The following is a 14,209-nucleotide window of genomic DNA, read 5'->3' on the forward strand; positions in this document are numbered from 1 at the left end:
GTTTTTTGTCGTGTTCATTCATTCTTTTTCGGAATCCGAATATAGAAGCAGCTGCCGCCAACATGCTCATCTCCGCTTTCGGCCCACACGTGACCGCCATGAGCGGAAACCAGCTGCTTGACGATGGCCAGCCCCATTCCGCTTCCGCCGCTTAACCGATTCCTCGACTTATCGCCCCGATACAGCCTTTCGAATATATACGGCAGATCGGATTGGGAGATGCCCTGTCCCGAATCCCGAATTCGAATCAGGGCATCGGCCCCTTCGTCCACGAGATCGGCTTGCACCGTACCGCCGGACGGGGTGTAGTGCAAGGCATTGCTTAACACATTGATCAGAATCTGGTGCATCCGGTCTGGATCCACCTCGACTGCGATCGACGAACTGCCGGCATATTGCAAACTCACTTCTTTTTCATGATACATCGCCTTCGCCAACATGACGGCTCTCTCCATAATATGGCTCAGATCCTGCTCGGACCGGGACAGCTGAAACTCCGGGGATTCCATATCGTGCAGCTCCTCCAGCTCCGTGACGAGCTGAATCAAACGGTCGATTTCATCCAAGCAGGTGCGGAAACGGTCTGCAGTCGGCTCCCATACCCCGTCCTCGAGTGCACGGGTGTGACTCTTTAAGGTGGTTAGCGGCGTTCGGAGTTCATGAGCGATATCCTGCGTCATGTTCCTGCGAAGCAACTCCTGTTTCTGCAGCTGCACTGCAAGCTCATTCAGAGAAGCACCAAGCCCCGCAATTTCATCGTACCCTCCGGCTGCCACGCGGATATCCCAATTTCCCTGCGTCATCATTTCTGCCGCCCGCTTCATCTGGACAAGGGGAGCCGATATCCTTCTTGCTACATAGATTCCTATTATGGAGGCTATGGCAATCGATAACAGGCAGGTTAAGATAATCGATTGCATCTGCGCCTGCTCCAGATGATAGTTCAGCTCATCCATTCCGCTGTGCCCGCTGGACTGCTGCTGGTACATCGCGATATGGTAATGGTTCGTCACGATGTTGATCACGGTAAACACGATCAGGATCCCTGCCGTGATGCTGATAATGATGGCGGCGAGCCTCAGGTCAAGCCGATGCTTCAAGCCCCGTCACCTCCGAAGCGATAGCCGAATCCGTAAACGGTGAGGATATATTTCGGCTGCTTTGGGTCGGATTCAATCTTTTGACGCAGATTCTTTATATGCTGATCGATGATGCGGATGTCGCCGATAAAATCGTAGCCTAATACCCGGTCGACCAGTTCCTCGCGAGAGAAGTTCCGCTGCGGGTATTTGGCCAACAGCAGCAGCAGTTTATATTCGCTCGGCGTCAAATTCACGATTTGTCCATGGCTGGTGACCTCATGCTTCATGGAATGGATGACCAATGCGCCTTCATCATACACAATGACGTCCGCGAGCAGCTTGCAGTCATCCCCCCGCCTCAAGACAGCCTTGATCCTTGCCACGACTTCCCGAGGGTCGAACGGCTTCACGATGTAATCATCGGCTCCGATCGCAAATCCGCCAATCCGGCTGCTCTGAGCCACCTTAGCCGTTAACATCACGATGGGGACCGAGCTAAACGTTCGAATTTCCTTGCATATCCGTTCACCGTCCATATCCGGCAGCATGAGGTCCAATAGGACAAGGTCCACGGCTTGTCCTCGCAGGCAATCGAATGCCTCGGCACCGTTCGCCGCTTCCAGCGTCAAGTAACGTTCTTTGTTCAAATAAGATACAAGAACTTCTCGAATATTCGGTTCATCATCCACGATTAATATGGTTTTCATTCCGGTATCTCCTTATAGAATCCGTCATCAGTACAAGTCAACTGTAACATAAGTCTCCATTGTAACTGAAACTTGTGAAGATTCCATGAGGATCAACAAGATGGTCCATGAAGCCCATGCGTTTCTTGGGCTTCATGGTAGCCTGTCGTTTCATCACGTGGCATTTATAAGAGACTTCAGATAAGAGACGCTTTGCGGCACCTGCTGTTCGTGCAAGCCATGAAGAATCAGCGGTCCGTTAAAACGATAAGCGCGCAGAAGTTGAATGTATGCTTCATAATCCAGTTCTCCGGTCCCGGCAGCCCTGTACCGGAACCCATCTACAGTCGAATAATCCTTGGCATGAGCGATAATAACATGTTCACCGAGCAGTGACAGCGCTTGATCTACTACCTCTGTCAAAGCCTTTCCGTCGTTCGGGTTGAACAAATTCGCTGCGTCCAGTACCACCTTCAACCGCGGAGTACACATCGTATCCAGGAGTTGTCTGGCTTTAACGGCATCGCTGATCACATTGGCCGGCTCCGGTTCAACGGCCAGCTCGAGCCCGAATTCCTCTGCTATATTCACCAGTGCCTGCATGGTGATCAGCAGATCATCCCATGCTTCCGGCGAATCGTTGTCCGGATGTCTTCTCCACATATCGATTGGATCCCTCGTCCCTGTGCACAGGGTAATGACCGACGTCCCCATGAAATGGCACATCGCTGCCAAATGGCGAAACCGGCGAATGTCATGCTGCCGTTTCTCCTGATCGGGGTGGATCATATTAAAGGTCCCGGATACGGCCGCCATATGAAGATGCCGATTCTCGCACGCAGCTTGGATATGTGCCGCGGTCCCCAGATCGACGGCCTCCGGCAGCGACGAAAGAGCGGCGCAGGAAAGATTGAACTGGATGACCTCCAATCCGGTTGCTATGACAGCGTCCAAGTTTTCTTCCAGTGTCGGCCTCTCAAACGTCTTGGAGAATATGCCCAATTTCATCACTCATACGCCTCCCGATACTTCAGCCAGCTTTACCGTCTTGCCGCTCTCAACGGATCTGGCAATCGCCGCCATCGCGCGCATGGCCGCTACTCCGTCATCCAGATTGGCTCCTCGCATGGGTGCCTGCTCCAGAATCGTATCCGCGAATCCTTCAACCTGCAGCTTGAAGAAATGCGCATCTTCGCCTAGCGGCCTGTGATAACAACCGTCGCGCGAGGAGAACACCTCGACGTCGCTTGACTTGAAGAGCCATGGATTGTAGGTCTTGCCAACAACGCTTCCGTGTTCACCGTAAATTTGAAAGCCTTCATGCCAGTCCATCCGGACGGCGACCGTAAGATCCAGATGCCCTACAGCGCCCGATGCAAACTGAACCGTGACGAACCAGTTATATGCGCCGAACTTCTGCGTATTCCAGGCCGTCACGCTCACCAGGTCCCCCCCTAAAAAGCGGGCCGTATCCACCAGATGGCTGCCATGCGTCAGCATGTAATAACGCAGCTTATCGAGCTTCGGATTACCTTCCGGCCTCAGGGCATTCGGACTAAGCCGCACCAGCGGCTGCACGTTTTCGGTGACCGTATACCGGTAGGTGGAATCGCAGTACCATGCTTTCAGGGCGAGCATCTCCCCCATCTCTTGATCAATAAACCGTTTGGCATAAGCGATGCCGGGATCAAAGCGTTTCATGTTTCCGATTTGGACAACACAACCGGAATCCCTTGCTCTCCGCTGCAATTCCTCACACTCTTCTACGGTGACGCCAAGCGGCTTCTCCACGAGAACATGTTTTCCTGCTTCGATGGCTTTAAGGGCGGCTTTCACGTGAAATTGATCCGCGATGCCAATGATGACAGCTTCCACCTCGGGATCTGCCAGCATCTTGTCATAATCCTTGTAGGTTCGTACCGGCTGATGGATTTCGGCCATGCGGTTCAGCAAATCCTCCGCTACGTCGCATATCGCATAAAGGCGTGCATTGCGCGCCCTCCGGCAAGCTTCGAAGTGTCCGTACTGCGATATGGGGCCGCAGCCCAGCACGGCTGCATTCAATGTCGTTCTATTCTCGGCCATGACAGCACCTCCTGTAGTTGATGATTTAGAAAAAACGCCGATCGACGTACTTTCTCAGAAACGGACCGCTGTTAGAGGAAGTTTTTCTGCGGCTCCGCTGAAAACTAATAAATTCTATAATCTATGGCAAAAGCCGCAGGATATACTCCTGCGGCTGCATTCCCTCTTATTTTTTTGCCATGTATTTGCGAATGTCAAATGCTACCGCTGCTACGATAATAAGGCCTTTGATGATCAATTGCCAATAGGGACTGACGCCGATAAAGGTTAACCCGTAATTGATAACGCCGAAGATCAGAACCCCGGCCATCACGCCGGGCACCGTGCCGATGCCGCCAGCCGTGGATACGCCTCCGACCACGCATGCCGCTATCGCATCAAGTTCATACATGTTGCCATAGTTGTTGGTCGCACCACCGGTTCTTGCAGCCTCCAGCACGCCGGCGATGCCGTACAGCGCACCGGAAATAGCGTAGATCGCGATGAGATTGCGAGCGACATTGATCCCCGATACATGCGCAGCTTGCACGTTGCCGCCAATGGCATACATGTTTTTGCCGAGCCGGGTCTTGTTGAAGATGACCCAGCAGACGAACGCAACAAAGATAGCGATGATGACGATGTAAGGGAGTGAGTAACCGCCGCCGAAGTCGATGTAGCCGCTGCCCCACACGGTAAAATCCGGTCGTAAGCCGCCGATCGGCTGGGACTGGTTCGGCTCCATATCAAAATAGATGGAATTGACGCCGTAGATCCCGACCATCGTACCGAGCGTCGCTATGAACGGCGGCACATGCAGCTTGGCAACAATGAAGCCATTGATTAGACCGACGATAAGCCCCGCTACGATACCGATCAGGATCGGCAATAGAACCGATACCTGGGGCAAATCCGGGAAAAAGCGGTTCGCATAAACCTCCGTTTGCAGCATCGAAGCCGATACGACCGCGGTTAAGCCTACGACGCGACCTGCGGAAAGGTCTACCCCGCCGGTGATCAGAATGAATGCCGCTCCCAGCGCGATGATCAATCTGGTCGAGGATTGCTGCAGAATATCCCGCAATGTGGAAAAGGCCAGAAAGTTGGGATCCGCGACGGCAATCCCGATGACGAGCAGTATCAATACTACGAATATGGCGCGCTGCGCCAAATAATCTTTAACCTTAACGATGGCTTGCGAATTCATCGACTTCCCCTCCCGGATCGGCCGACCGCTGCTGTGCGGCCAGCCGCATGATTTCCTCTTCGCTTGCTTCCTGCCCTTCCAGAATTCCCGTCATCCGCCCTTCGCTCATCACCATGATCCGGTCGGACATTCCGAGCAGCTCGGGCATTTCGGAGGAAATCATAATGATGCTCTTCCCTTGCGTCGCCAGCTGCGTAATGATGGAATAAATCTCGAACTTGGCGCCCACATCGATCCCGCGGGTCGGCTCATCCAGCAGCAGGATCTCGGGCTCCGTTAGCAGCCATCTCGCCAGCAGCACCTTCTGCTGGTTCCCGCCCGACAGATTTCGAATCTGGGTATTGACCGATGGCGTCTTGGTTCTCAGCTTCTCCACGTTCGTTCGCGCATCCTCGATGCCTCTGCGTTCATTCAGCAGGAACGCCCAATTCTGATACCTTCGAAGATTGGCAATGACCGTATTCTCGTAGACCGAGAGTACCGGGAATATGCCGGTGACTCTACGCTCCTCCGTCAGCAGTGCCATGTTGTTTTTCTTCGCATCGGAAGGCGACTTGATCTTCACTGGTTTCCCGTTAATCGATATGGTTCCGGAGGCCACCGGACGAAGCCCGAAGAGAGCCTCAACCAATTCCGTGCGCTGAGCGCCGACAAGGCCGCCAATGCCCAGAATCTCGCCCTTTCTCAGCTCGAAGGATACATTCTGAAACGACTTCGGATTAGTGGAGCTTAATTGGCGGACCTGCATCCGGGTTTCGCCCGGAATGTTCGTCCGTTCAGGATAGCGCTCCGTCATATCCCGCCCCACCATGCGGGTAATGATCAAATCGGTCGTCAATTCTCCTGCTTGCCAGGTTCCCACGTACTTCCCGTCCCGCATGATCGTGACATCATCGGATATGCGCAGAATTTCTTCCATTTTGTGCGAGATGTAGACGATGGACACGCCCTGCGACCGCAGCCTGTTCATGATGCTGAACAGATGCTCCACCTCGTTCCCGGTCAGAGATGAGGTCGGTTCGTCCATTACGATCACTTTGGAGTGATAGGACACCGCTTTGACAATCTCTAGCGATTGGATCTTGGACACAGAAAGCGCTCCTGTTCTTGCCCTTGGATCAATATCGATATCAAGCTCGCGGAACAGCCGAAGGGTGTCCGCTGCCATCTGTTTCTCGTTCACGAATTTCAAGGGCCAGAAGCCCCTCATCGGAAATCTCCCCAGCCATATATTCTCCATCACATTGCGGTGCGGCACGGGATGAAGCTCCTGATGAATCATGGATATTCCGTGATTTAATGCGTCCTTGGAGCTGTTGATGGCCACCTTGTCGCCGTTTAAGTAAATGTCGCCTTCATCAGGCTTGTAGATGCCGAATAAACATTTCATCAGCGTCGATTTGCCGGCCCCGTTCTCGCCCATAAGCGCATGCACGGTTCCGGGTCTTACCTTGAACGTTACGTCGCTTAATGCCTGAACGCCTGGAAACGCCTTCGATATATTCCGCATCTCCAGCACATACGATTCCGCCACTTTGAATACCTCCTTCGCATTCCGGGCCAAAAGAGTCCAATATAAAGGGACAACGCTACGATGAGCCGCTGCCCCTTCTTGTAACCCTGCCATTATTTCGCGTCGGCGATATTGTCCTTCGTTATTTTTTTGTAGGCGATCCACACGTATTTACCGTCGGTAATATCAAAGCCGGTATTCTCCTTGTTCGGCGCTTCCCCTTTGGAAAGCGCCGCTGCTATGGCAACGGAGGCTTTGCCCTGGCTCTTGGCGTCGTTAAGCACGGTTCCGAGGAGTGTGCCATCTTCCAGCGCCTGGACGGCGGGAGCCGTCGCATCGACGCCCACGACCGGCATGTACTTGTCGCCGCTGAAGTAACCTGCCGCTTTCAATGCCTCAATCGCTCCAAGCGCCATATCGTCATTGTTGGCCAGCACCGCTTCAATCTTGTCGCCATGGGACGCGAGGAAGGTTTGCATCTTCTCCTGTCCTTTCACGCGGTCCCACATGGCGGTATCCACCGCAAGCGCTTCCACTTCAATGCCGGCGTCTTGAATCGCCTGAACGGAGAATTTGGTCCGCAGCTCGGCATCCTGATGGCCCGGCTCCCCCTGCAACAGCACATACTGCAGTTTGCCGTCCCCGTTCTTGTCTGCCTTCGGATTCGCTTTCCAATAATCGACGATCAGCTGTCCGGAGATCGTGCCGGATTCCTCCGCCTTCGCCCCTACGTAATAAACCTTATCCCATTTGTTCATGTCTTCCGCGATCGGCTCCCGATTCAGGAAAACCACCGGCGTATTGGCGGTTTTCGCCTTGTCGATAATGACGCCCGCTGCCGTGCGGTCCACGGGGTTGATAATCATGGAGCTGTATTTTTTCGAGATAAACAGATCAATTTTCTCATTCTGGGTCGGCTGCGCATTTTGACTATCCACGATATCCAGTTTGGCTACGCCATTCGCTGCATCGGACATCGCATTCCGAACGCCTGTCATAAAGGTATCGTCGAACTTGTAAATCGCCACCCCGACTTGAGGCGTGCTGCCGCCTACCGCGTCGCCGCCCGTGCTATCGCTGCCGGTTGAACTGCTCCCGCCGTTGTTGCATGCCGCCGTGGTGAGCATCATGCCTGCCATAAGGACAAACAGCCATTTTTTCTTCACTTGGGTTGACCTCCCTGATTCATTCGATATTTCAGTGCTGGCTGCGGCACTCCGAAGCCGTATCTCACTGACTACCGCCATTATGCCGGAATGACCCTGATATTCGAATTCAAAATCCTCCTGATTTCTAGCAAAATTCTCATCACTTTATCGGTTTGCTTATGTGACTTCCTTACTTCACAAATGGAAACAGCACCTTCTGATTATCCATCCAGAACATATTGTCGGCATCAATCACCTTGGTCTCAAGCACGATCGGCTTATCATATCTCGAACCGTCCATGACCTTCACAGCCTGCTCTACGCCCAAGTAGCCCGTGCTGAAGCCGTTCTGTACCACGAGTTTATGAAGGACGCCATCCTGAAGAAGCTGAAGCTGTCCCAGATCGCTGCCGAAGGTGACAATCTTGATCTCACCTTGAACCTTCCGCCTTGCGACTTCTTTAGCCGCTCCCAAGGAAGCCTGGATATCGAGTGCCAGAATTCCGTCGACGGCGCCCTGATCCAGCAGCTGTTTGGCGGCCTGCCAGCATGCATCCTCGCGTTTGCCGCAAGCCGCGCCGCCCGCTATTTCAATTCCGCCGATATCTGACCATACCCGTTTGGCTCCCTCTTCGCGGGCGATCAAGTCGGGGTCCTCCCTGTCGGAACGCAGGATGGCTACTGTACCCCGACCTTCAAGCAAGTCGGCCAGCTGCTCGCCCGCCTTGCGTCCGGCAGCTTCATTATTGATCGCGATCGCGGATAAGATGCCTGTGGTCATTCGTTCATCATTCAATGCAATCACGGGGGTACCCGCTGCCGCTGCCTTATCGCCTAATTCCTGCAGCACTGCCTCCGATGCCGGGTCGATCAAGATCGCGGAGGCGCCCTTCTCCAACATCTTCAAAGCGGCCTGCAGCTGCTCCGCCTCATCGTCGCTAGGCTCCAGGGAAACATAATCGAGCGCCAATCCGTTTTCCTTGGCGGCCGCTTCGGCGCCTAAACGGATCGCATCTCCCTGCTCTTCGGCGTGTACGGGAGCCACAAGGGCAATATGTCGAAGCTCGGGCTCCTCATCCGGGTCCGTATCGGATGAACACGATGTTAAGAGGATCAGGACAGCGACGAGTGCAGCGAAAAAGCCCCTAGGTCCAATCGGTAACCGCAGCGGCCGAAAAGTTCTAATCATGCTCGCGTCCCTCCTCGTCCATATCGTGAATGACCGGAATCCGTATGCGAACGGTAGTGCCCGCCTCCTGCTCGCTCTCGAATTCCAGCCCGTACCGTTTGCCGTAATACAGACGAATTCGGTCATGAACATTTCGAACGGCTACGCCGGAACCGGCCGTATTGATAAATTGAACAGGGTTATGAGGCGTCTCTTTAGCGTCCAAGATCCCTTCAACCATCTCGGGTGTCATCCCAACCCCGTTATCCGTAACCGTCATTTCCAACCATTCGCCTTTTACGGCTGCCCCTATGCGAATATGCCCCTGATCCACCATATACTCGATGCCGTGCACGATGGCATTCTCGATTAAGGGCTGAAGCACCAGCTTGAGGGTGTAACAGGATAGCGCGGCTTCGTCCGCTTCGATCGCAAAATCGAATTTCTGTTTATATCTCATCTGTTGTATGGTCAAATAATGCCGTGCGTGCTCCAGCTCTTCCCGGACGCTTATCGATGTCTTCCCTTTGCTCAAGCTCAAGCGAAACAGCTTCGACAAGGAAGTAATCATCGTAATGACCTCCTCCTTCTTGCTCATTCCTACCATGCGAACAACCGAATTCAGGGTGTTGTACAAAAAATGAGGGTTGATCTGGGCCTGCAAGGCTTCCAGCTCATATTTACGCTTCGATTCCTGCTCCTTCACAATCTGTTTCATGAGCTGCCGGATCTTATTCAGCATCAGGTTGAAACGGCTGGACAGCTGCACTACTTCAAGCGGCCCCTGCAACGGGAGCTCCACGTCGAAATCGCCCCGTTCCACGGCTTTCATCGTTCTGCCCATGCGGCGGATGGGCCGGGTGAGCATGGCCGAAAGAATCAGGGATACCGCGATGGCCAGCACCAAGACAATGGCAACCACCCGGACCAAATAACGGTTGACCTCTTCCCTTGTGGTCATGATCTCATCCAAATAGGATACGCCCACGATTTTCCAGCCTATGTTGACGACCGATTTGACCGTATTGAGCCGCTTGACCCCATCCGATTCATCAATGTAGCTCTCCGAGGAGGTCAGCGCCCGCTCAACGCTCTCATTCCGAAGCCCCATGTAGATTAATTGCTGCTGTGGATGGTACACGATATTTCCGGCTCCTTCGTCGATGATGTACGCATACCCGCGCTTCCCCAGACTGATGCGGCTGCTCAACTCGTCGATCTTCTTGAAGTTGATATCCACCAGCAGAATGACGTACATCGGCTCCCCGTCATGAACGACAGTAATGCCTTTGCTCATCGTGACGACCCATTCAAACGTTTGGTCGTATAAATTCTGAACATGGGGCAGCGAGAAGCTCAGATGGTCGGAGACTCTCATGGCCGAGTGAAACCAGCTCTGTTCCGTCACCTTGGCGCTGGGCTTGACCGGAATAGCCGGGTGGTTCCGCAGCATGTCGCCCTGATCATTAAACAAAGCGATAGAGACGATGTCATCACGGCTTCGCATGATCGTATCGAGTTGTTTTGTCACCTGTTCATCGTCCCACTGCCCGTCTGCCAGCATATTTTCCTCGATCGCCCGATACAGCTGCGCCATCCCGTCCACGTAATCCTCGAGATTATAGCTAACCTGGTCCACGATTTGCTGGGCATTCAGGAATACGCTTTGCTCTGCCGATCGTGAGAATTTATTGAAGAGCAGTACGGCTACCACAATCACAATGAGCAGAATGAACGCCGAGAAGGACCACATGATGATGGATTGAATGCTGTGCGCCCGGAATCGCTTAACCCATCGTTGAACAAAAGGTAGGACCGAGTATCGCTTCGTATACGTGGTTTTCACCGATGCCCTACCCCCTCGCTTGTGCCCGATATTCCTTAGGCGAAACGCCGACCTGCTTCTTGAAGCTGAAGCTGAAATAATTCGGATCGGCAAACCCGACGCGCTCCGCAATTTCGAAAGCCTTCAGGTCGGTGGATCGTAAAAGCTCTTTGGCCGTTTCCATCCGCAGCTGCATTAAGTACTGCACATAGGTCATTTTGAGCTCTTTTTTGAAAACGCCACTAAAATAGCCTGTGCTGATATGCAGGTGCATGCACAGCTTCTGCAGCGATATATCCGGGTCGCCGTAATGCTCCCGCGTGTATTGGAGCGCTTTCTCCACGATGTCTTTATAGGCATGCTGCCTGGAGCTGGAGATTTGCTTGCGGATGGCCAAACTGACATCCTGAAGCCAAGCTTTAGCCTCCTGTAGCCCGGAAAACTTGAAGATCTCGGCATGCAGCTGATACCCCGCTCCAAACATCTCCTCAAGCTCGATCCCGGATTCTTTAGCCGTTCGAAGTATGGCCGTTACGACTTCCAGGAGATAGATCTGAACCTCTTGAATCGTGCAGGATGCTCCGATCAGCTCATCGAATATGTGCGTAATCGCTTCACTTAATTCCTCCGCGGTTCCGAGCTTAAGATTGCGGATCAGCGCTTGCTCCTGCAATTCGTCCAGACGGATCCCTTCCTGCCTCGGACTCTCCACGTCATCGATGAAGATGACTTTCTCGGCGCCGAGAATCAGCCGGTAGTCCAGCGCCAGCAACGCATCCTGGTAGGAGTGCTTAAGATCGGACAGGGTCCGGACCCTGGAACCCACGCCGATCGTAACCGGCAGCTTCAGATAGTGAAGAATGCTTTTGAGCAAACGGTCCAGTGCCACCTGCAGGTCGCCAAACCATGACTCGTCCTCGCAGCCGTCATTCGTAATCAAGAACACGATGCTATCCTGATATATGAATGCGCTTCCAAAAGAAAGGGGATCCATCAGCTCTTTCGCAATGTTCAGCATGGCGTGCAGCATCAAGTCCATATCGCCGGAATGCCGCAGGGAGCTTGATGGAGCACTCTCCTTATGCTCAGCCGCCGGATATAAAGCCATCACCGCGGCGAGATAACAGGCGCCGTTCAGTGGAAGGCCGTAATTCCGAGTTTTCTCCTCAATGATAGAGAGGGGCAGTTTCCGGGTTAAGAGCGAAGCCAGGAACGATTCCCGAAGCAAAGGCAGGCTTGTCCGGTAATGCTCCTTCAATTGGCGCACGTCCTCACGCTCCGCCACCTCCATATCGATTTTGTCCTTGATCTTGCCTAATAACTCCATGAAGCTTTCGGCAGAGAACGGCTTGAGCAAATACTCATCCACGCTGAGCGTAATCGCTTGGCGGGCGTAATCAAATTCGTCATAGCCGGTCAAAATCACGATTTTGCACAGCGGCTGATGCTCCCTTAGCCATGAGGCCAGCTGCAGTCCATCCTGAAAGGGCATACTGATATCGGTAATAACGACATCCGGCTCTAACCGCTCCGCAGCCTCCACGGCCTCTCTTCCGTTCTCCGCCGTCCCCTTGATCTCGAATCCGCAGGCTTCCCATTGGATTTCCTGAACGAGGCCTTCTCTCACATCGGCTTCATCATCCACTAACAGCACTTTATACAATGCGACCCCTCCCGTTTCTGTCCTGTTCGGTTGCAAACTGAATCTATAGTGATCTTACCTCGCCGCACCCAAATTGGGAATCTTCCACATTATGTTTTTTGTCACAAAAAAAGAACGAATGCACGACTCCAGCGAAACAGTGCTTCCCTGTTCCTGGAGTCATGATTCGTTCAGAATTCGATTGTGCAGCATTCCTTATGCCTGAACGGGTACGGAGACGGGTTTTACCGGCGTGCTTAACCTCTTGATGCTCAGATAGTAAGCGATGCCGAGCGGGATGACGGCGCCCAGCCAAGCCAGCGGATTTGCCAGGCTTGCACCGAGGAAGCCGATCTGCGCGGTCAGGAAGATAGCAGCCAGTACCCGCATGATCAGCTCCATGATGCCCGCCACAGTGGGAATTAAGCTCTGACCAAGCCCCTGAAGCGTAAAGCGGTAGATGAAGAGCAGCGACAGAAGCAGATAGGTGCTGCCGTTCGATAAGAAATACAGCCTGCTGAGCGACATCAATTCCTCTTGGCCTTGACCCACAAAAAGGCTGACGGCGGCAGGACCCGCGAATATAACCAGCAGGCCCACGACGATGCTGAATGATCCTGAGAGCCAAATACACTGCTTAACCCCCAGTTTGATCCGGTCTATGCGATTCGCTCCGAAGTTCTGAGCGGCAAAAGTCGCCATCGTAATCCCGAAGGAACTCATCGGCTGCGTGGCGAGCATATCAATCTTCTGAGCCGCGGTATAAGCCGCAACGGCTGATGCCCCGAGACCGTTTAGCGTGATCTGCAGAATAATGGCTCCGATGGCGATAATGGAGGCTTGGAAGCCCATCGGAAAACCTACCCACATATGCTGGCGAATAAATTTCCAATCGATGGACCAGTCGGCATTCTTGAATTGAAGGAGCGGGACCTTCTTATGAATGTAGATCAGACAGAGCAGGCAGGAGAACAGCTGCGATACAACCGTGGCAAGTCCGGCTCCGGCGACTCCCATCTTAAATACGAGAATGAATAAGAGGTCGAGCACGATGTTCAGAATGCTTGCAACGACCAGGAAGAGAAGCGGCGTCCGGCTGTCGCCGAGAGCGCGGAGCAGGTTAGCCAGCAAATTAAACAGAACGGCCGCGCCGACGCCCCAGTTAATGACGATCAGATACGAATACGCATCATCCAAAATTTCGGCAGGGGTGTTCATCATGACGAGGACGGGTCTCGTAAATATAACGCTCACGATGGTGAGGAATACCGTGAACACCAGACTGATCCATATACTCGTTCCCACGCTTTTGCGGACGCCTGCGATATCCTTAGCTCCAAAACGCTGTGCCGTTATGATAGACAAGCCAGCCGTCAAGCCTTGGGCAAAGCCGATGACAAAAAACAAAATGCTGCCTGTCGAGCCAACGGCTGCAAGTGCGTTCACGCCAATGGTACGTCCCACGATAAGGGTGTCCGCCATGTTGTAAAATTGTTGAAAAATATTACCGATCAAAAGCGGGATGGTAAACATGATAATCAGCTTGATCGGACTTCCTTGCGTCATGTCTCTCATGTAGATTCTCCTATGCCGTCAATAAACGTTCCTCTAGAGATTTATTTGAAATATTATGCTTCAAACAGCGCTTATCGCATCGAATGGAAACATTATAATGGGTGAGGGTCGTTTGTATTCTTGTGTATCTTATCATGAAAGAACATAAATTTCTCCCTATTTATTCCCGAAATCAAAACTAAAAGCAAGTACTCGTCATTAGAAGAGTCTGTACCCGATTTGGATCCCTGATTTCTCTATAACTGAAAAGGCCAACCGGTCATTTCGGTTGGCCTTTTCAACATGATGACATGTGATAT

11 protein-coding genes are annotated in these 14,209 nt (G+C 52.9%); all 11 read right to left on the bottom strand.

Annotated elements, in window-relative coordinates; all coding sequences use genetic code 11:
• Positions 1–14: 14 nt before the first annotated feature.
• Positions 15–1,100 (bottom strand): sensor histidine kinase, encoded by a 1,086-nt coding sequence (locus tag GYMC10_RS18290; RefSeq protein WP_015735905.1) that lies wholly within the window; start codon positions 1,098–1,100, stop codon positions 15–17.
• Complete coding sequence (locus GYMC10_RS18295) at positions 1,097–1,789, bottom strand: response regulator transcription factor (protein ID WP_015735906.1); 693 nt, start codon at positions 1,787–1,789, stop codon at positions 1,097–1,099. Before GYMC10_RS18295 ends, GYMC10_RS18290 begins: the two co-directional genes overlap by 4 nt.
• Positions 1,790–1,942: 153 nt before the next feature.
• Entirely contained in the window at positions 1,943–2,776 is an 834-nt protein-coding gene (locus GYMC10_RS18300) for a sugar phosphate isomerase/epimerase family protein (RefSeq protein WP_015735907.1), read from the bottom strand.
• Positions 2,777–2,779: 3 nt separating this feature from the next.
• On the bottom strand, positions 2,780–3,853 hold the full coding sequence (locus tag GYMC10_RS18305) for a Gfo/Idh/MocA family oxidoreductase (RefSeq protein WP_015735908.1): 1,074 nt from the start codon (positions 3,851–3,853) through the stop codon (positions 2,780–2,782).
• Positions 3,854–4,019: 166 nt separating this feature from the next.
• A complete protein-coding gene (gene mglC, locus GYMC10_RS18310) occupies positions 4,020–5,039 on the bottom strand; it encodes a galactose/methyl galactoside ABC transporter permease MglC (RefSeq protein ID WP_015735909.1) in 1,020 nt (339 codons plus the stop codon).
• Positions 5,017–6,549 carry a sugar ABC transporter ATP-binding protein gene (locus tag GYMC10_RS18315; protein ID WP_187293031.1) on the bottom strand — a complete coding sequence of 511 codons (1,533 nt, stop codon included), beginning with the start codon at positions 6,547–6,549 and terminating at the stop codon, positions 5,017–5,019. The genes mglC and GYMC10_RS18315 overlap by 23 nt, the downstream gene beginning before the upstream one ends.
• A gap of 116 nt (positions 6,550–6,665) precedes the next feature.
• The gene (locus tag GYMC10_RS18320; protein ID WP_410002344.1) at positions 6,666–7,682 is read right to left on the bottom strand and encodes a galactose ABC transporter substrate-binding protein; all 1,017 of its coding nucleotides are present in this window, start codon (positions 7,680–7,682) and stop codon (positions 6,666–6,668) included.
• Between the two features lie 208 nt (positions 7,683–7,890).
• The gene (locus GYMC10_RS18325; RefSeq protein WP_015735912.1) at positions 7,891–8,889 is read right to left on the bottom strand and encodes a substrate-binding domain-containing protein; all 999 of its coding nucleotides are present in this window, start codon (positions 8,887–8,889) and stop codon (positions 7,891–7,893) included.
• The gene (locus GYMC10_RS18330) at positions 8,882–10,714 is read right to left on the bottom strand and encodes a sensor histidine kinase (RefSeq protein ID WP_015735913.1); all 1,833 of its coding nucleotides are present in this window, start codon (positions 10,712–10,714) and stop codon (positions 8,882–8,884) included. The genes GYMC10_RS18325 and GYMC10_RS18330 overlap by 8 nt, the downstream gene beginning before the upstream one ends.
• 7 nt (positions 10,715–10,721) lie before the next feature.
• Entirely contained in the window at positions 10,722–12,356 is a 1,635-nt protein-coding gene (locus GYMC10_RS18335; protein ID WP_015735914.1) for a response regulator, read from the bottom strand.
• 195 nt (positions 12,357–12,551) lie between these two features.
• Entirely contained in the window at positions 12,552–13,910 is a 1,359-nt protein-coding gene (locus tag GYMC10_RS18340; RefSeq protein WP_015735915.1) for an MATE family efflux transporter, read from the bottom strand.
• Positions 13,911–14,209 lie beyond the last annotated feature (299 nt).

Origin of the sequence: Paenibacillus sp. Y412MC10, from assembly GCF_000024685.1 — a bacterium.
Taxonomy (GTDB): domain Bacteria; phylum Bacillota; class Bacilli; order Paenibacillales; family Paenibacillaceae; genus Paenibacillus_AQ; species Paenibacillus_AQ lautus_A.